The sequence below is a fragment of the Microcoleus sp. PH2017_35_SFW_U_B genome (assembly GCF_020737865.1).
Classification (GTDB): domain Bacteria; phylum Cyanobacteriota; class Cyanobacteriia; order Cyanobacteriales; family Microcoleaceae; genus Microcoleus.
This window is the reverse complement of sequence record NZ_JAEQDE010000029.1, coordinates 36,862-56,500: the sequence shown is the minus strand read 5'-3', so window position 1 is coordinate 56,500 and position 19,639 is coordinate 36,862. Positions and strand designations below refer to the sequence as shown.

11 protein-coding genes are annotated in these 19,639 nt (G+C 48.9%); 2 read left to right on the top strand and 9 right to left on the bottom strand.

Translation table 11 applies throughout. The features are described from left to right. Positions 1–431: 431 nt before the first annotated feature. Positions 432–830 (bottom strand): hypothetical protein, encoded by a 399-nt coding sequence (locus tag JGK36_RS06770; protein ID WP_293152109.1) that lies wholly within the window; start codon positions 828–830, stop codon positions 432–434. 126 nt (positions 831–956) lie between these two features. Continuing rightward, positions 957–1,763, bottom strand: coding sequence for a 5'/3'-nucleotidase SurE (gene surE, locus JGK36_RS06765; RefSeq protein WP_293196557.1), 807 nt, complete (start codon positions 1,761–1,763; stop codon positions 957–959). Positions 1,764–2,098: 335 nt separating this feature from the next. On the opposite strand from surE, the gene pheS reads away from it, so the two are divergent. Beyond that, positions 2,099–3,103 carry a phenylalanine--tRNA ligase subunit alpha gene (gene pheS, locus JGK36_RS06760; protein ID WP_293177846.1) on the top strand — a complete coding sequence of 335 codons (1,005 nt, stop codon included), beginning with the start codon at positions 2,099–2,101 and terminating at the stop codon, positions 3,101–3,103. A 327-nt stretch (positions 3,104–3,430) separates the two neighbouring features. Here pheS and JGK36_RS06755 read toward each other — a convergent pair whose 3' ends face one another. Further along, positions 3,431–3,877, bottom strand: a complete 447-nt coding sequence (locus tag JGK36_RS06755) for a hypothetical protein (protein ID WP_293177849.1) — start codon at positions 3,875–3,877, stop codon at positions 3,431–3,433. 591 nt (positions 3,878–4,468) lie between these two features. Here JGK36_RS06755 and JGK36_RS06750 point away from each other — a divergent pair. Next, positions 4,469–5,386 carry an SH3 domain-containing protein gene (locus JGK36_RS06750; RefSeq protein WP_293196555.1) on the top strand — a complete coding sequence of 306 codons (918 nt, stop codon included), beginning with the start codon at positions 4,469–4,471 and terminating at the stop codon, positions 5,384–5,386. 532 nt (positions 5,387–5,918) lie between these two features. Here the strand turns inward: JGK36_RS06750 and JGK36_RS06745 are convergent. From JGK36_RS06745 to JGK36_RS06720, 6 genes are all read right to left on the bottom strand, one after another. Beyond that, positions 5,919–13,295, bottom strand: a complete 7,377-nt coding sequence (locus JGK36_RS06745; protein ID WP_293196553.1) for a DUF4347 domain-containing protein — start codon at positions 13,293–13,295, stop codon at positions 5,919–5,921. 787 nt (positions 13,296–14,082) lie between these two features. Continuing rightward, positions 14,083–16,200 carry a prolyl oligopeptidase family serine peptidase gene (locus JGK36_RS06740; protein ID WP_293196567.1) on the bottom strand — a complete coding sequence of 706 codons (2,118 nt, stop codon included), beginning with the start codon at positions 16,198–16,200 and terminating at the stop codon, positions 14,083–14,085. 174 nt (positions 16,201–16,374) lie between these two features. Further along, positions 16,375–16,968, bottom strand: a complete 594-nt coding sequence (gene recR, locus JGK36_RS06735; RefSeq protein WP_293177858.1) for a recombination mediator RecR — start codon at positions 16,966–16,968, stop codon at positions 16,375–16,377. Positions 16,969–17,180: 212 nt separating this feature from the next. Then, a complete protein-coding gene (locus JGK36_RS06730) occupies positions 17,181–17,549 on the bottom strand; it encodes a translation initiation factor (protein WP_293191206.1) in 369 nt (122 codons plus the stop codon). 282 nt (positions 17,550–17,831) lie between these two features. Further along, positions 17,832–18,632 (bottom strand): M48 family metallopeptidase, encoded by an 801-nt coding sequence (locus JGK36_RS06725; RefSeq protein WP_293196551.1) that lies wholly within the window; start codon positions 18,630–18,632, stop codon positions 17,832–17,834. A gap of 176 nt (positions 18,633–18,808) precedes the next feature. Further along, entirely contained in the window at positions 18,809–19,504 is a 696-nt protein-coding gene (locus JGK36_RS06720) for a TIGR00266 family protein (RefSeq protein ID WP_293177961.1), read from the bottom strand. Positions 19,505–19,639: the final 135 nt, after the last annotated feature.

Below are 19,639 nucleotides of genomic sequence, written 5' to 3'. Positions count from 1 at the left end.
GTTCGTAGTGCGGACTTCAGTCCGCAGCCTGAGTATAAGTAGATGAAACTAACGAAAAATTACCAGAAAGAATTGGTTGAAAGCAAGAAAGCGAGTGAGGAAGAAATTAAAATCAGACTATTCATTACTCCAATCCTCTTCCTTCTAGGTAGAGGTCGCTCTCAAACTGTCAACTGTCAACTGTCAACTGTCAACTGTTGAACAATTCTTAAAAGTAGCCCTACTCCTGGGAATTGGTATAAGTTGAAAATGCTAGAACTGAGGCACACCTAATCAGAAACCGGGTTTTTCACAAAAAAACTTCGTTACAGCCAATCAAAACCCTAAAAACCCGGTTTCCAGCAGTCGGAATGCGTAAGTATTCTCTCGTTATCTCTACCTAACGGAATAGATATTTACCAGTAATATCTGTCACAATTTATGTTGAAATGTTAAGGTGAGACATCTTGGGAATTGCCAGTTCCGCTCACCCACTCTAAAAATCCTTGAAATGAACTCTGTCGGGGTAGCGATTGTTCTGTAGCTGCGATCGCACATCCCAAAAATACCACGCTTCCCAAAATTGCCAGTAACGGAAAATGCTTGCCCAGCCCAAAGTCCCGCTGAAGGCGAGCTAACGGCCTGCTCTCGCGCCTGAGCATCTTTCCCACCGTCAGTTGTTTGAGACTAAAAGGATCGCGGACAAAATGGCCGCTCCAGCTAATTACCATATGAGAATGGCAGTGGGGACAGGTGAATAGTCCGCTGACCATTCCGACTGGGCCCACGACGCTGGAACGGTTGCAAATCGGGCAAGTGACAGAATGAGTGTTATAGGTGGGAGCGTTCATAACTGCTTTTCTTGAGTAAAAAACCAACAACCAATTGAGAGCCTGCGTTAACGCCTAGGGCATATACCTTCATAGGCACTTTATCCTTAATTCCTAGTTTACAGCGGCGATCGGGTCGATCGGAGCTCACTGCTTGGGAAAACTTTCAAATTGCCAATCTCGTAACGAGTGCAAATCGGGAACACAGGTGAGATTGTATTGCAGCGGAGTAACGGTAATTTTATTGTCGCGAATAGCTTGTACGTCTGTAGGAATATCATGCCAAACTGCCGATTCGGAGGTTTCTTCCACATCTTCTAACAATTCCCCAGCCAGCCAATAATAAGTTTTGCCGCGCGGATCGGTGCGCTTTTGAAATATGTCGAAATAGCGGCGAATGCCTTGACGGGCGATCGCAACTCCGGTAATTTCTGCTTGTGAGACTGCTGGTATGTTGACATTCAACAGTGTCGGTTTTGGCATTGGCTGTTTTTCCAACTGTCGTAGCAAGGTGACAGCGAAATCCACTGCCGGCCCAAATTCCTGCGAAGTATAGCTGGCGAGGCTGAAAGCAATGCTGGGAATGCCTTCCATAATTCCTTCCATCGCAGCCGAAACCGTCCCCGAACAGATGATGTCCGTGCCTAAATTCGGCCCGTGGTTGACGCCAGCAAGGACAAAATCGGGCGGTTTGTCAAGTAAAGCCCACAAAGCTAGTTTAACGCAGTCGGCGGGAGTACCCGAACAAGCCCAAGCTTTGACGGCGGGGTCAAAAACAGATTCGACAATTTCGGCGCGGATGGGTTGGTGCAGTGTAAGGCCGTGTCCGGTAGCGGAGCGCTCTCTGTCGGGACAAACAACGCTCACAGAGTGACCGGCGGCGGTGAGAGCGTTGGCGAGGCTGCGGATGCCTTGTGCAAAGATGCCGTCGTCGTTGCTAATTAAAAGTTTCATTGAAATTTTTAGAGGCCTGAGAATAATCTTAAACTAGATTCAAGTAGGGCGATCGGTTTTACTTGCAATTATCTATTACCTATTACGCATTAAGCAGCCACCGGGTGCATCTCAGTTTTGCTTTTAACAGTGCTGTCCCCGCTCGCTTGGTTCTATAAGCAAGCGAGCGGGGACAGCACTGTTGTAAAAAGAAATGTTTTTTGCAAACAAAAATGAGATGCTCCCCAGCGATCAATCTAAAATCTACAAGTCAGCCACACCAAAATTGCGCTAAACTCAGCTTGGCCCAAAATCGCCATCAATCTAAAATCTAAAACCTAAAATCTAAAATCAAAATGACTGTCCAGCTCAGCGACATTGAAACTCAACTAGAAACCCTGGGCCAAGAGTCCAAAAGTGCGATCGCAAGTGCGAATACCCTCGAACAACTCGAACAGTTACGCCTTGGCTACCTAGGCAAAAAAGGCCAACTCTCTCAAATTTTAGGCATGATGGGCAAACTGTCGGCAGATCAGCGGCCCAAAGTAGGCGCGATCGCCAATACCGTAAAAGAAGCCCTACAAGCCGACTTAGAAGACAAGCGCGCCGCTCTCCAAACCGCCCAAATAGAACTCAAATTAGCCTCAGAAACCCTTGATGTTACCATGCCGGGGATTTTTCGCCCTCAAGGTCGAATTCACCCCTTAAACGCCGTCATAGACCGCGCTCTCGATATTTTTGTCGGCCTCGGCTACACCGTCGCCAACGGCCCGGAAATGGAAACAGATTATTACAACTTCGAGGCGCTCAACACTCCGCCCGACCACCCGGCGCGGGATATGCAAGATACATTTTACCTGCCAGGTGGCGACTTGCTGCGGACTCAGACATCATCCGTGCAAATTCGCTACATGGAACAGCACAAACCGCCGATTCGGATTGTCTCTCCCGGCCGCGTTTATCGCCGCGATACTGTTGATGCTACTCACGCGGCAGTTTTCCACCAAATTGAACTTTTAGCTATTGGTGAAAATCTGACATTTACTGACTTGAAAGGCACAATTAAAGAGTTTTTGCGACAAATGTTCGGGCAAGATTTGCCGATTCGTTTCCGCACGAGTTACTTTCCGTTTACAGAACCTTCTGCTGAAGTTGATTTGCAGTGGAACGGCAAATGGCTGGAAGTTTTGGGCTGCGGTGTAGTAGATCCTAATGTTCTTAAAGGAGTCGGTTTAGATCCAGAAAAGTATACTGGATTTGCAGCCGGTTTTGGGGTGGAGCGGTTCGCTATGGTACTTTATGAAATTGATGACATTCGCCGGGTTTATGCTAGCGATTTACGATTTTTGCGGCAGTTTTAAGTAGTGGCTTGAGGTCGGTTTTACTCTGAAGGTACGTTGTTGCGCTTCAGCGCTCTTTAGCTAATATTAGAAAGAGCGCTGAAGCGCAACAACGTACCTAATTTGTCTGACGACAATAAAACCGCCCTGGGTTTTACTCTGACTGTAGGGGTTTTGGTTAATGTAGATCGATGTTTTGAGTTTCGATCGACCTGACAAGGCGAAAAAACCTAATATCCTGTCCGAAGAGAGCGAGCGCCGTAAGCTTGGTTTGTAGTGAGGACTAAAGTCCTCGGGAAAAGAAGGACTAAAGTCCTCACTACAAACCTACTGAGTATGATTTATTTTCTACTTGCTAAAAGCACCTTTGATACTGTCAACAGCGCGCTCCACAGCATTCTTTGTGTTATCTACTGCTTTCTGTGTGCGAGCTGAATCTTCTTCTGCTCTTTTCTCAATTGTAGCTGCATCTTTCTTGGCTTTGCGCTCGACTACACTACCATCTTCTGATGCTCGATCGACTTTAGCAGCATTTGTCTTGGCTGTTTCCTTCACCTTCTCTTCTGTATCTCGGATGAAGTTCTTGGCTCTTCCGGCATCTGTGCTGGCTTTGTCTTGAACTTTATCGCCTATATCTGCTGCTGCGATCGAGCTTACAGCAAGAGAAGCCATTGCTGCGGTGTTCGAGAAAAATGCACCCTGCCAAGCAAATGCCATCGCTGACACGCAAAGCACAGTTGCAGCCAGATAGCGCCCGAGAGTCGAAAGCCGTTTGGTAAAATAATTCAGTTTCATAGAGTACAAAATGAGATATAACATCCTATTTGTACTCGATTGGCGCGATCGGCTAAACCATTCTCCAGATAGAGGTTATCCTGCGCCCACTTCTTAGAAAAAATCCGTCTTTTGATAGATTGAAGCAAAAAACGTCAGTCGATTTGAGATTTGAGATTTGACTCCACAGCCGAGATTTGGGGATTCAACACTCTATTTTAGATTTGTTATTTGCTATTCAAAAATTGACTCCACAGCCGCGATTAGGGGACTTCAACTAATGCTAGCGATTGGCGCTCTTTGCGGTAATTTTAAGGTAAAGTGCGATCGCCTGCCACACATGTGAACTGTAGACGGTTGACTCTTCCCCTCTCCCCCTCTCCCTCTCTCCCTCTCGCCTTCTCGGGTTCTACCATAACGAGCAATTTACAGGTGCAGCAGCTTAATTTTTCCTCGCTTAAATCTTACGCTGCATTAATTTATACAAATAAAAATTGACTTGCAGGCAGTATTCTGTTATAGACAGTATTTTTCTGGAAGACAAATCGCTTTTTTTGCTATATTGACCAGCAATAAAGATAATGGTTTTGATTAGATTGAGGAGTTGAACGGATGAAAAACTTGAATTGCTGGAACAAACCCGCTGCATTGCTGGGCGCGATCGCCATTGTAGCCGGAAGTGTGCAGGCGACTGCGATCGGTGTTGCCACCTCACCAGCATCCACTACCAGTCAGGATGCTGAAAAAATTTCCTTTGAAGATAGCGCCACCTTTCAAATCGCCCAAGCTGACACCCTTTGCCGCAAAGTAACTCCCAAAGAAGGTTTGACAGTTCGCCAGAACCCAGACCCCAAATCCGTGAGAGTTGGCGGTGTAGCCATGAATACTCAGGTAACACTGTTCCAAGGCGCTACTTCTGTTAAAGCCTCCGACGGCCGCCTCTGGATTCAAATTACCGCTCCCGTAAAAGGGTATATAGCTACCGGATACCCGAACAACGAGGCTAATTTAGCTTCGTGCACAATTAGTCAAGCTCCTTCCCCAAGTCCAGCACCAGCACCAGCACCAGCACCTGCGCCTGCACCTGCACCTGCACCTGCGCCAGCGCCAGCACCAGCGCCAGCGCCAGCGCCAGCACCTGCACCAGCACCTGCACCAGCACCTGCACCAGCACCTGCACCAGCACCAGCACCTGCACCAGCACCAGCACCTGCACCTGCGCCAACACCAGCACCAGCACCTGCGCCAGCACCTGCGCCAACACCAGCACCAACACCAGCACCAACAACGGGCCCCGTCAGCCTGTGCCGCCAAGTAGAACCTCGCGTAGCACCGAAAGGTCTGGCTATTCGTGCGGAGCCTTCAAAGACTGCGACAGTTAAAGGCGGCGTACCCGCTAACGGTCAAGTAACGCTTGTGCCGAATTTCCAGTTAGTCAAAGATAAGAATGGAGAAGACCGCAATTGGGTTGAGATTTCAGCCCCTGTTCCGGGATTCATCTCGGCTGGAAACTTGATCATGTGCAAGTAAACTTCTGAGTTCTATCAGATCGAATTTGGTTTGTAGTGAGGACATTAGCCCACATTCAAGAAGGACTAAAGTCCTTACTACAAACCTTGCTACAGTCGAGTTTTAGATTATTAAAAATTATCGAAACGCCACAGAAATTGTAAGTTGCTGTGGCGTTTTCTTATGAGAAGAGGGTAATTTCGCGACCAATTATAACCCAATACGGTTTACTTAACGCTTTTGATGAATTTTATCTGACGATTTTTGGATTATAAAGAGGTGAAGTAGATATTAAGAAGATTTTACCGCAGAGAACACAGAGAACACAGAGAGGGGAGGGATAAAAGGTTTTTTTCCAAAACTTTCGCAATACTCTTGCCTCTGCGCCAAAAGCGCCCCAATACGGTTCAAAACTCTTCTCTTGATGGAGTGGATTGTATTTCAATACGGTTTACTTAATGCTTTTGATGAATTTTATCTGACGATTTTCTGGCAATATAGCCATTTTGGGCAAGTCAGATTTTTCTTAAGTAAACCGTATTGAATTATAACCCTAAGAAGGCAAGATAATTGATGACAGGAAATCCGAGGATCCGATCGCCCCATTAATCCCCACCAGATTCGCTAAAACCCGATCGGTTCCTGCGACTCGCAGCAACGTACCGTCAGGAGTGGTGCTCAATTGCAACTGCTGGAAACTCAGGCCGCCAATCAAAATAAACTTATCGACACCGGCCTCAAAACCGATCGCAGTATCAGTACCACTGTCAGCACCCAAGACAAATCGATCGCTCCCAATACCTCCGATTAAAGTATCGTCGCCCAAGCCACCAAACAGCCAGTCATCACCATCACCCCCATTGAGCAAGTCGTTATCCTTACCGCCAATTAGGGTATCGGTGCCAGCATCTCCATTCAGGGTATCTTCCCCTTCATTGCCGTAGAGCAAATCATCGCCAGCATCGCCATTGATGCAGTCTTGCTGGTCGTTTGCGCCCACCGAGACAGCCCGGTTATCGGAGCGATCGCCATAAATGGTATCGTTGCCCTCGCCACCGCAGAGCTCATCGCTGCCGTCACCGCCGTAAATCTTGTCGTTGCCAAGATCTCCGTGAATGAGGTCGTTATTTTTACCGCCGTAAATGCTGTCATCGCCTTCACCGCCACTGATGGTATCGTCAGCTTCGTCGCCGAAGAGTACGTCAGCACCAATGTTGCCAAAGATCAAGTCCTGGCCGTTGACATCTTGAACTCGACTGCGAGCGCCACCGTATATCGTGTCATCGCCACTGTCGCCGACAAGGGTATCGGAGCCTAATTCGCCCCAAATCAAGTCATTCTCTTTGCCACCCCAAACGCAATCATTGCCTTTGCCTGCTTGCACGGTGTCATTGCCGTTGCCACCGGCGATGATGTCGTTGCCGGTGTCGCCAAAGATTAAATCTCCTTCGCTAGCACCGTTAACTGAGTTGGAACCGCCTTTGTCGCCTAGCAGAGTATCGTTGCCTGCGCCGCCGTAGAGGGTATCAGAGCCTAATTGACCGTAGATCAGGTCATTGCCTTTACCTCCGTAAGCGCGATCGTTACCTTTGCCTGCAACCAGGGTATCGTTGGCTTCTTGGCCGCTGAGGAAGTCGTTGCCGTCGCCTCCATAGAGCAAGTCGCGTCCCTGGGAATCGAAGTCTGTGTTGCCGTTGAAACCGCCAAACAAGGTGTCATTGCCGGTGCCCCCAATCAACGTATCGGAGCCGATTTGGCCCGAAATGATGTCATTTTCTTTGCCTCCAAGGGCAAGATCGTTACCTTTGCCGGCATGGATGGTATCGTCGCCTTCGTTGCCGTTAATGATGTCTGCGCCGTTACCTCCGAAGATCAAATCGCGATCGTCCGCAGCGCTGCTAGAGTTATCGCGGCCGTTATCTCCCAAAATCGTATCGGCACCTTCATCTCCAAACAGGGTGTCAGAGCCTAAGTCGCCTGCAATCCAGTCGTTCTGCTTGCCGGCATGGATGATATCGTTGCCCTCGCCGCCGTAAGCAATATCCGTGTCAGTGTCCGCAAAAATCCTGTCATTGCCTTCATTGCCGTAAATTTCGTCGGCGCCGTCTTTGCCTAAAATCAGGTCGTTCCCTTTTAAACCGATGATTTTTTGGTTGCCTTTGTTGTCTGCGATCGAGTCATTGCCGTCTGTACCTTTGGTGGTTTGTCCCTCTCCCAGTTGCGAAATTGGCCGGACAAATCGAACTCCGGGCGCTGGTGGCGGCGGTGCAAAGTTAATTCCTGGTTTTTCTACAATGGGTTCGCACAGACAGTCGGTATCTGGTTCGGCGATCGGATTTGATATTGGGGTTGGTGTTGGCGCCACCAGCCCCAAGATTGCAGCGACAGTAGCGGTAGCGGGACTAATGCCGCCGCGATCGTCTGTAGCGCTGTAGCTGAAAGTGGCTCCCGTAAAACTTCCTGTGGTTTGGAAAAATAATTGCTCAATTTGTGCCGGAGTTAGAACTTGGCCGGGTGTGACGCGAACGCCGCCGTTGGCTGGATCTCCTAAAAATAGAACTCCTTGGTTGGCTGGGGGCAGGGTGTCGATCGTGTAAGAGGCGATCGACCCGTCGGGATCGCTGCCTCCCAATCCCGGAACCTGGGCGCTGCCACTGGGAGCAATACTGAAGTTAGCATTGTTCACCAATGGCGGTAAGTTGGTCGTCGGGCGAATCGCAGCAACAGTAGCGGTGCCGGGACTAATCAGGCCGCCGTTGTCGGTGGCGCTGTAGGTGAAATTGGCTCCCGTAAATTCGCCCGTCGTTTGGAAAAACAGTTGCTGAATCTGTCCGGGAGTGAGAATTTCACCGGGTGCGATCGCTATCCCACCGTTAGCAGGATCTCCTAAAAACAGTGTTCCTTGGTTCGCCGGTGGCAAAGTGTTGATTGTGAAAGAGGCGATCGTCCCGTCGGGGTCAATTCCTCCCAATCCTGGAACCCGCACGCTGTTGTTGGGCGGAATGTTGAAGTTGACATTTATGCCAACTGGAGGTTGGTTGAGAACAATTGGCGCCGGAGTCGGAGTCGGAGTTGGAGTCGGTGCCGGAGCTGGAGCTATGGCAGCAACTGTAGCATTAGCGGGACTGGTAGCACCGCGATCGTCCGTAGCGCTGTAGTTAAAATTCGCTCCTGTAAAGTTGGCCGTCGTTTGCAAAAATATTTGCTGAAGCTGTGCGGGAGTCAGAACTTGGCCGGCTGTGACGCGAACGCCTCCGTTGGCGGGATCTCCTAAAAATAGGACTCCTTGGTCTGCTGGGGGCAAAGTATTGATGGTGTAAGAGGCGATCGATCCGTCGGGGTCGGTTCCGCCCAATCCCGTGACTAACCTGCTACTGTTGGGCGGAGTGCTGAAGTTGACATTTGTGGCAACTGGCGGTTGGTTCGGCACCGGAACCAAAGCGGTAACTGTAGCATTGGCGGGACTGGTGGCGCCTTGATTGTCGGTGGCGCTGTAGGTAAAATTGGCTCCCGTAAAGCTGCCCGTCGTTTGGAAATATATTTGCTGAATCTGTGCCGGAGTCAGAACTTGACCGGGTGTGAGTCGAACGCCTCCGTTGGCCGGATCTCCTAAAAATACCTGTCCTTGGTCTGCTGGGGGCAGGCTGTTGATGGTGAAAGAGACGATCGTCCCGTCGGGGTCAGTTCCTCCCAATCCCGGAACTCGCGGGCTGGTGTTGGGGGGAACAGTGAAGTTGACATTTGTGGCAACTGGCGGCTGGTTGGGAGGCGGCACTGGTGCAGGAGTTGGTGTTGGCACCGGTGCAGGAGTCGGTGTTGGCACTGGCGCAGGAGTCGGTGTTGGCACTGGCGCAGGAGTTGGTGTCGGCACCGGTGCAGGAGTTGGTGTCGGCACTGGCAGAGGGATTGCCGCTACAGTTGCGGTAGCAGCATTGGTGGCACCGCCGTTGTCGGTGGCGGTATAGCTGAAGTTGGTTCCCGTAAAGTTGCCTGTGGCTTGCAAAAATAGTTGCTGAATCTGTGCCGGAGTCAGAACTTGGCCGGGTGTCACCGCTACGCCTCCGCTGGCGGGATTGCCTAAAAATAGCTGCCCTTGAGAGACAGGTGGCACGGTGTTAATCGTAAAAGAGGCGATCGTCCCGTCGGAGTCCGTGCCTCCCAATCCGGTCAATAAAGCGGTGCTGCTGGGCTGCTGGCTGCTGTTGACAGGATTGGCAACCGGAGGTTTGTTGACCGGTGCGGGTGTTGGCGATGGTACTGGAATGGCGGCGGCAACGCTAGCGCTGGCGGGGGTGGTAGCGCCTTGATTGTCGGTGGCGCTGTAGCTGAAGTTGGCTGCGGTAAAAGTGCCTGTAGATTGGAAAAATAATTGATTGATTTGAGCGGGCGTGAGAATTTGACCTGCGGTGACGGCAATTCCCCCAGAGGCGGGATTGCCTAAAAATAGCACCCCTTGAGCGACTGTCGGCAGGGTGTTGATTGTGTAGGAGGCGATCGTTCCGTCGGGGTCGGTTGCTCCGAGTCCGACAATGTTGGCTGTGCTGTTCGGAGGTAGGCTGATGTTGGCGTTGTTGGCTACAGGAGGTTTGTTGGGTGTCGGCAGTACCGCAGAGACGGTAGCGGTGCCGGGACTGGTGAGGCCTTGATTGTCGGTAGCGCTGTAGGTGAAGTTCGCTCCGGCAAAGGAGTTGGTCGCTTGGAAAAATAATTGATTGATTTGAGCGGGTGTGAGAGTTTGACCCGCTGTGACGGCAATTCCCCCAGACGCGGGATTGCCCAGAAACAAGGTTCCTTGGGCTGCTGGCGGTAGGGTGTTGATGGTGAAGGAGGCGATCGTCCCGTCGGGATCTGTGCCTCCCAATCCGGTCAGTAAAACGGTGCTGCTGGGTGCGATCGCGCTGTTGGCGTTATTGGCTACCGGAGGTTGGTTCGCGGCAACGATCGCAGTTGTCACTTGAGCGTTCGCAGCCGTACCGTTGTTGTTGTCACTGTTAGGATCGGCGGTGGCGGCAGTGCTTCTGGCAGTGTTGACAACGCTGCCAGTGGCAGGAGCAACAACGCTGACAGTGCGGGTGATGGCGTTGGCTGCCCCGCTTGCCAAACTTGCGATCGCCGTCCAAGTGACAACACCTGTGGCAGGGTTGTAACTGCCACCGTTGGAAGCTGTCACTCCCGTTAACCCCAGAGGCAGAGTATCGGTGATGACGACGTTGGTGGCGCTGGAAGGGCCGGCGTTTTGGGCGGTGATGGTATAAGTGGCAGTGGCTCCCGGCGCGATCGATGCCGGGCCTGCTTTGGTGGTAACTACGTCGGCGCTGGGAGTGATCGTGGTGGTGACTTGCGCGTTTGCAGCCGTGCCGTTGTTGTTGGCAGTATTGGGATCGGCGGTGTCGGAGGTGCTTCTGGCGGTGTTGGCGACTGTGCCGCTGGCAGGAGCAACAATGCTGACTGTGCGGGTGACGGCGTTGGCTGCCCCGCTTGCCAAACTTGCGATCGCCGTCCAGGTGACAATACCTGTGGCTGGGTTGTAAGTGCCACCGTTGGAGGCTGTCACTCCGGTTAAGCCCACAGGCAGGGTATCGGTGATGGAAACGTTGGCGGCTGCCGAAGGGCCGACGTTTTGGGCGGTGATCGTATAAGTGGCAGTGGCTCCGGGCGTGACAGATGCCGGGCCTGCTTTGGTGGTAACTACGTCGGCGCTGCTCGTTATCGTGGTGCTGACTTGAGCGATCGCAGCCGTGCCGTTGTTGTTGGCACTATTGGGATCGGGAGTTTCGGCTGTACTCCTGGCAATGTCGATGACAGTGCCGGTATTTGGGGTACTGAAGCTGACTGTGCGGCTGACGGCGTTAGCCGCACCGATGCCCAAAGTTGCGATCGCCGGGAAAGTGACAACACCTGTGGCAGGATTGTAACTGCCCCCGTCGGAGGCTGTCACTCCAGTTAAGCCTGCGGGCAAAGCGTCTGTTACCGTCACATTGGTAGCGCTGCTCGGCCCGCTGTTTTGTGAGGTAATTGTATAGGTGACCGTCGATCCAGCCACGGCTGTTGTCGGGCCTGTTTTTGAGGTGATGATGTCGGCTGTAGCCGGAACGATCGCAGTTGTAGCTTGAGATACTATCCCTTCACCGGTGTTGTTAATCAGGTTGGGATCGAAAGTGCTGCTGCTGCTAAATGCCAGGTTAGTTACCGATCCGATTGTGGCAGGTGCAGTCACGGTAATACTGCGGGTAACGCTGGCACCGTTAGCCAGAGTCGAAATCACTGGCCAACTGACACTCCGCGTTGTCGGGTTGAAAATCCCACCATTATCGGCGCTGCTGAAAGTTAAGCCCGGAGGCAGGGGATCTTGAATCAGGACGTTGGTAGCGTCGTTGGGCCCGTTATTGGTGGACGTAATGGTGTAAGTAATACTGCTGTTGGGTAGGGCAAATGCGGGGCCAGTTTTAACCGTGGCAATATCGGCTGAGATGGTAGGTGCTGTGACAGTTTCAACGCTGAGATTGCGAATTTCGTGAATGTTGGTCACTGCCCCTGTCGAACTAGCAAAACCAAATTTGAAAGTCGGCGGAATTGTGCCATTTACAGCCGCCAAATTTGGGATGTCGATCGCACTTTCGCCCGGGCCGTTAAATAAGTTGTCGCCGTTTAAGTCGATGTTAACGAAAAAACGGCTGGGTATTGTGGGAGTAGACGGTTGTAAAGTAATTTGAACTCTTTTTCTGGCAAGAGTGCGATCGGTAACGGTAGGATTATCTATGCCGCCGGGAATTACATTGTTAGTTAAAAACTTATATTCTCCGGTTTGGCTGCCTCTAATTCCTACCGCATCAGGTATCGATCCCGGGCCACCTAAACGCCCTTCACTCGGATCTGAAAAATTGCCATATTCGTCAAATCCAACACCTAAATAACCTCCGACAATCCCCGGTATACCAGAACTGTTGTTGGGAGCATAACCGAGAGAACCGCCGAATCCACCTGCTTGAGTTGGTGTAGCAGCCCCGTCAATTAAGAAGAAACTAATGCCGTCGGCACCGGTGCCGTCATAGGCAAATAAATCAAAGGCAACTCTGATGCCGTCAGTCGAAGAAATTGGGTTGTTGTAGATGACAAAAGCTGCTTGGTTGTTCGCATTCGATGTTAATCTTAAAGCGCCACTGCCCGGAGGATCGCCCAGCCCTAAACTGGGAATGATGCCGGGGCCGCTACCTGAGGTTAATCCCGGTTGAATTGCACCGCCGCTAGTTCCGTAGATCCAAGGCCCTAATGCTGTGGGATTTTGAAAGCTTTCGGTAACTAATGTTCCGAGGACATGATTGTAGGTTTTTAAGACTTCTGGTTTAAAGGCTAGTTCGGCATCGATTTGTCCTGTGGTAATTTCTAATTCCCAGTCGCCGCCTAGTGCTGCACTCCCAGTTAAGTTGTTAGAAGCAGCAATATTTGCTCCAGTTAATTCGCTGAGTTTTTGTATGAATTTAATGCCCGATTCGCCGACAGCTACGTTACATCCATAAAGTAAAATGCTACCGGGTTTGTTAAGGGCTTTTCCCCACTGCTGCAATTGACTGCTGTAGGTTTCTAGGTTATCAATATTCAGTTCTGTCCGACCGATCGCGACTGCTGCTTCTCGGCCGTGAGAAACTACGTGCAGGCTGTTGATGCTGTGGTAATGCCCCAAAAATTCGGTGATTTGTGCGATCGCATCTCTGGTTGGATCGAGCACCAATACTTCGCTTCCGGGTTTGACTCCACGGATCAATTCCTCGTAGTTTTCTACTCGGGAGTCAACAACGACTAGATATGTTTTCGATTCTAGATACGCTGTAGAGTTTGCTGGCTTAAAAAATAAGTTGTTGGTAGTGGTAATATTAGTAGATTTGCGTATTTTTACGGCTGACACATTCGACGTATTGGGGCTCGTTTTCATAGTTCGCTGATTTAGTTACTTAGTTTTAAACTACCCCCTTTGAGAACATTCGATATACACGGAAATATAAATTTACTGTAAATTATATTTACGAAATAAATTAAACACTTACGTGTTTTGTTGAAGTTAAGATGTGAGGGAAGGATTGGATAGACAATGCTGTATCAGCTTCGCGCATTAACCTAGGTAATAAATCACTACACCCTTAGATATGCAAGCATTATCTGGTTTTGATTGCGCCACTCAAGTATTTTTCTTGAAAAGAAATTAATCCCATAACCTTGAGATTGCGATCGGCACTTACTTACGTATTGCTGACAAAAAGGCAGTGATTCCGGTAACGGGATGCTTCTCAGTACAGTTGGGAGTGTAATTTTTTCTGAAATCTTGACCGTAAATCCACTGAAAAAAACATTTCCGAGAATTAGAAAATTTTTTGATTGTAGCTTGGATTTACTACTTGTGGGAGTTGACATTGCCACGAACTTTACTTAATAGGGTTTCATCTCTAAAAAGCTCAGAACCAAGGCTAAACCATACAAAAAGTTACAGAATGTCAGGCAAATTAAGACAAGTGGGAGTTGACAAGTTACACTAATTTATGCTGTAGCGATCGGTTGTCCGCAGCCACAGGCCATGAAACGATCGCACAATTTCCACATTGAACATCAGGTTAGCAGCAAAAGATGTGTCAGATCATACCATCAGGTAAGTGGTGTTCACCAGCAGTTGAAGAGAGGAGTGCGGGTGCGCGCCTAGGGAATAGGCGCACCCAATCCCGCGCTGGTTAAACGTTAATATCGAGTTCGCGCACCAAAAAAGCCCATTCATCTGCCAATTCTTCAATGACTTTAGCGGTAGGTTTGCCACCCCCATGTCCCGCTTTTGTTTCGATGCGAATTAACACCGGTTTTTCGCCTGCGTGCGTTGCTTGCAAAGCCGAAGCAAACTTGAAACTGTGGGCTGGAACCACTCTATCGTCATGATCCGCAGTTGTAATCATTGTCGCCGGATAAGCAGTTCCCGCTTTCAGATTGTGCAGCGGAGAATAGGCGTGAATTGTGGGAAACTCTGCGGGATTGTCCGACGAACCATATTCAGGAACCCAAGCATGACCAATGGTAAACTTATGGAAGCGCAACATATCTAGGACGCCGACGGCGGGCAATGCTGCACCGAACAATTCTGGCCGCTGAGTCATGCAAGCCCCCACCAATAAGCCGCCGTTGCTACCACCTGCGATCGCCAATTTAGCAGGTTTGGTATACTTATTCTCGATCAACCATTCCGCAGCGCTGATAAAGTCATCAAACACATTTTGCTTTTTCAACTTTGTCCCAGCTTGGTGCCACGATTCGCCGTACTCGCCACCACCCCGCAAACAAGCTGTCACATAAACTCCGCCCATTTCCAACCAAACCAGCCTGCTAAGAGAAAAACTTGGAGTCAGCGAGATAGAAAAACCACCATAACCATACAGGTAAGTGGGGTTATTGCCATCTAGCTGCAAGCCTTTTTTGTGCGTGACAAACATCGGTACTTGCGTACCGTCTTTGCTGGGATAAAATATTTGTTTTGTCTCGTAATCCTCTGGATTAAAATCAACCTTTGGCTGCCGATAAATGCTACTTTCATCAGTCAGCATATTGTAACGGTAGATTGTGTTCGGAGTCGTGAAGCTGGTGTAAGCATAAAAGGTTTCGGTGTCGTGCCGCTTGCCGCCAAAACCTCCTGCCGAACCAATTCCCGGCAAGGCTACTTCTCGCGCAAAAGAGCCATCTAAGTTGAAGATTTTAATCTGAGTGTAGGCGTCTTTCAGGTAAGAAGCGACAAATTGATTGTTGAGAAGGCTAATGCCTCCCAGGGTTTCGGCTGCTTCGGGGATGATTTCGGTGAACCCCCCCTTGGTAAGGGGGGGATTCAGGGGGGTGTCAGCGCCCGCTAGGGATGAAGGAGGAGGGTTGTTAGTGTCGATCGCAATTACGCGGCCCAGCGGTGCATTCAAGTCGGTTTGAAACCAGAACAATGAGCCTTCGTTATCAATGAAACTGTACTCAGCCTCGAATTTGTTAATCAGTTCGACAATGCTTGATTCCGGCGCGGTTAAATCCTTGTAAAAAATCAGGTTTTGCGGGTCAGTGCCGAGCCAGACTGATATAATCAAATACTTGCCGTCTTCCGTAACACCACCGCTAAATCCCCATTCTTTTTGGTCAGGGCGATCGCAAATTAATACATCTTCAGATTGCGGAGTACCGAGCTTGTGATAGAATAGCTTTTGGTAATAGTTAACATCTTCGAGTTTGGTTTTTTCGTTGGGTTCATCGTAGCGGCTGTAAAAAAAACCTTTACCGTCGTGAGTCCAGGCTGCACCTGAGAATTTCAGCCATTTTAAATGGTCTGATAAATCTTCCCCAGTTTCCACATCGCGAACTTTCCATTCCTGCCAATCCGAGCCAGAAATTGACAAACCGTAGGCCATAAGTTGGCCGTCTTCGCTGAGAGCTATGCCGCCGAGAGCAACGGTTCCGTCTTCTGAGAGAGTGTTCGGGTCAATTAATACTTTTGGTTCGCCGTCGAGAGATGTTAAAGTGTAGAGTACGGATTGATTTTGCAGACCGTCATTCTTGTAGTAAAAATAGCGATCGCCCTGTTTAAAAGGTATGCCGTATTTCTCGTAATCCCACAGTTTAGTCAGGCGCTGTTTGATTTTTTCCCGCGCCGGAATTTGGCTGAGGTAGCCGAAAGTGACTGCGTTTTGAGCTTCCAACCAGGCTTGAGTTTCCTCTGAATCCGGGTCTTCCAGCCACCTGTAGGGGTCGGATACTTGGACGCCGTGGTAATCGTCTGTTTGCTCGGCTTTGCGGGTTGTGGGGTAGCTTAAAGGGCGATCGAATTGAGTCATATTTTTCACTCTCAGTAACTTTATTCAGTTTAACCTTTTTTACAAAATTGTCATTGCGAACCTCAATAAAGCAATCGCACTTTCTTCTCTCCCATCTTCCTACCCTTCGGGAACGGCTTCGCCGAACGTGTCCTTAGCGTCTTCGCGGTTCATTTCTCTTCTCTTTCAATTCACCTAATCCAATTCCCTCCTTCCTTCCAAAGCACGAGCCAAAGTTACCTCATCAGCATATTCCAAATCTCCCCCCATCGGCAAACCAAAAGCTATTCGCGTAACCTTGGTAAAAGGTTTCAATAAATGACCGATATAAAGAGTAGTAGTTTCGCCTTCCACGCTAGGACTAATCGCAATAATAACTTCAGCAATCTTTTGCTGGCTGACGCGGCGGACTAATGGCTGAATGTTCAATTGTTCCGGGCCAATTCCATCCATCGGCGAGATGACACCGCCGACAACATGATATTTGCCGATGTATTCCCGCGTTTTTTCTAAGGCGATTACATCGCGGGATTCTGACACAACACAAATAGTAGAACCGTCCCGGTTAGTGTTGCGGCAAATTTCGCAAACAGGTTCAGCGGATAAGTGAAAGCATACTTTGCAAAAACCGACTTGTTTTTTGGCATCAATCAATGATTGAGCTAGGGCTTGCACGTCTTCTTCCGGTCGCTTTAAAATATGTAAAGCGAGTCGCTGTGCACTTTTTGGGCCGATTCCGGGCAAGCGCTGCAATTGTTCGATCAAACGGGCTAAGGGTCGAGTGTACATAAAATGAAGGAAGAGGGAAGAAGGAAGAAGGAAGAGGGAAGAAGGAAGAGGGAAGAGGGAAGAGGGAAGAATAACAGAAATTAACCGGGCGCATCTGGGGCGCATGAAAATATATCTGTAGGGGCGAAGCATGACCGCAGTAAATATGAGATTATAACTAATAAGTTATATGCGGTCATGCTTCGCCCTCTTCAAAACCCAGATGCACCCAATTAACCTCCGCTAATTTTAGCTTTGTAGCCCAATTTTTTGAGAATTTCGAGTAGCTTTTGCTTGTGTTCGCCTTGAATTTCAATTTCATTATCCTTAACTGTGCCGCCCGTGCCGCATTGGGCTTTTAGCTGCTTGGCTAAATCTGCTAAAGTTTCGGGTTTTTCTTGAAATCCGCTGATGACTGTAACTGTTTTGCCACCGCGTCCTTTTCGGGATGCTTCTACTTTCAAAGTTTGTTGATTCTGGGGAACTTCCGGGGTTCCTCGCTCGAGAGCAGCCGAGTTTTCGTAGTTACCAAACTCGGAGTAAACTACTCGTTTTCCGTCGGTTGTTTTGTTGTCAGAACTTTTGCGTTTGGATGCTGCCATATGTTATACTGCCTGAACTTGTTTTACCAGAAATAATTGGTTGAAAGCCCCAAGCCTGCTCGGGAGAAATACAAATCAGACTATTCATTACTCCAATCCTCTTCCTTCTAGGTAGAGGTCGCTCTCAAACTGTCAACTGTCAACTGTCAACTGTCAACTGTTGAAGGGTATTTCTAGTTTTAGTGGATTGGTGTAAGGTTGCGATCGCTCGTTGAGACTCTGATATTATACCTATTGTATTAGCCCATCAAGGGAGAGCGGGAATTATTAAGTGTCTGATTGTTATCGATCGCTTTTGAGTGTTGCGGGTAAAGGCGATCGCTCTTGAATCGGATAGCGGCGTTGGGCGATCGTTTGTGTTAACGTTAAACTGCGATCGCCAGGTGCCGGATGAGTCGATAACAAAGCAATATCTAAACCAGATTTTCGCGCTAATCGCTGGAAAAAGTCTGCTGCGCCCGCTGCGTGCCCGTAATGGGAAACCAGCAGTTGTAAGCCAAATTCATCGGCTTGGGCTTCCTGACTGCGAGAAAATTGGGCTTTGCTTAAATTGGAAGCGATCGCAGCGGCAACATTCACCAACCCACCTCCATCGCCTACGAACACCGCCACCACAAACTGTAGCGCCAATCCCCGTCCAATTCCCCGCAAATGATCGCGATTGGCGAAATGACCCAACTCATGACCTAAGATCATCATCAACTCGTTTTCCGATTCCAATTGCTGTACTAAACCCCGATAAACAACAATTGTATCTCCAGGTAAGGCTAGGGCGTTTACAGTATCATCGGGAATGTAAATTAGGCGATAATTGCGATCGATATTTTTTTGTTTAGGTAATTTAGTTTCCAGGCGATCGAGAAGTTGATTGAGAGTATCTTGTGCTGGAGAAGATTCCGCAAGACGTTCGTAAGCTGGGATAACTAACGCCCCCAAGCGCTGTTCGAGTTCGGGGGGAATTAATAAAATCAGCCCATCTACCAGTTTGAGGCTTCCCCAAAGCAATAAACATCCTATGGCTAAAAAAATCCCTAATATAGTTAGCAGTTGCCTGTTGCTTGTGGGTGGATTGCGATCGGTCATTCGATTTTAGATTTTAGATTTTAGATTTTGGATTGACTTGCGTGAGTTTGTAGGGTGCATCGCTACGAGTTATTGAATAGCAGTGGCAGATTATATGGCGACGCACCTTACACGGAATTTCCCAAAATTGTGTGTACCAAATATACATGGAATATGCTGTATATAAAAGCACCAAACTAATTGTTCTTTGTCGGTCGGAAGGGATTTAAAAAATTAATCAGAGGAAACAGATTGCGAGACTGTATCCACAGTTTCCCCTGTCCACTGAAACGACAAACTAAGCCTTCTCCACCTAAAATTCCCGTTCTCAAATTTTTCCAGGATAGTCCGCCCAGGACTTCAACATCATACTTCAGCGTATCCTCAAAGGCAACGATATAACCGGTGTCCACGATATAACTTCCATTGACTGGAATTTCCAGAATTGCGCCATAGGAATTAAACCAGATATCGCCTTGTCCAGTTGCTTTGAGAAAAAACAATGATTCGCCACTAAAGAAACCTTTTAATCCCTGAAATTTAGTATCAAGGTCTACAGTAGAACTCGATGCCACAAAAGCAGAAGATTGCAGCATCAAGCTATTGCCATCGAGGTGATAATGTTGAATATCGCCGGGAACTCCAGGGGAAACGTAAAGTATTCCAGAACGTTCCGGCGAAGTAAATTCGCTGATAAACAAAGACTCACCTGCTAACATTCGCGTGAGGCCTTTCATCAAACCTCCTTTGACTTTTGATTTCAGGGTGATGTGACTATCCATTGCTGCCATTCCCGAAGATTCTACCAACACCGTTTGGTTGGCAGGAATTTTGAGTTTTAGTTGGGCATAGGATGGAGAATGTTCGATTGTATATGAGATGTTTTTAGGCATATAAGTTAGTTGACAGTTGACAGTTGACAGTTGACAGTTGGCAGTTGGCAGTTGACAGTTGACAGTTGGCAGTTGATAGCTCAATAACGTTCAGTTAGAATGATCGTTGCGAGGAACACTTTACATGAATGCGAT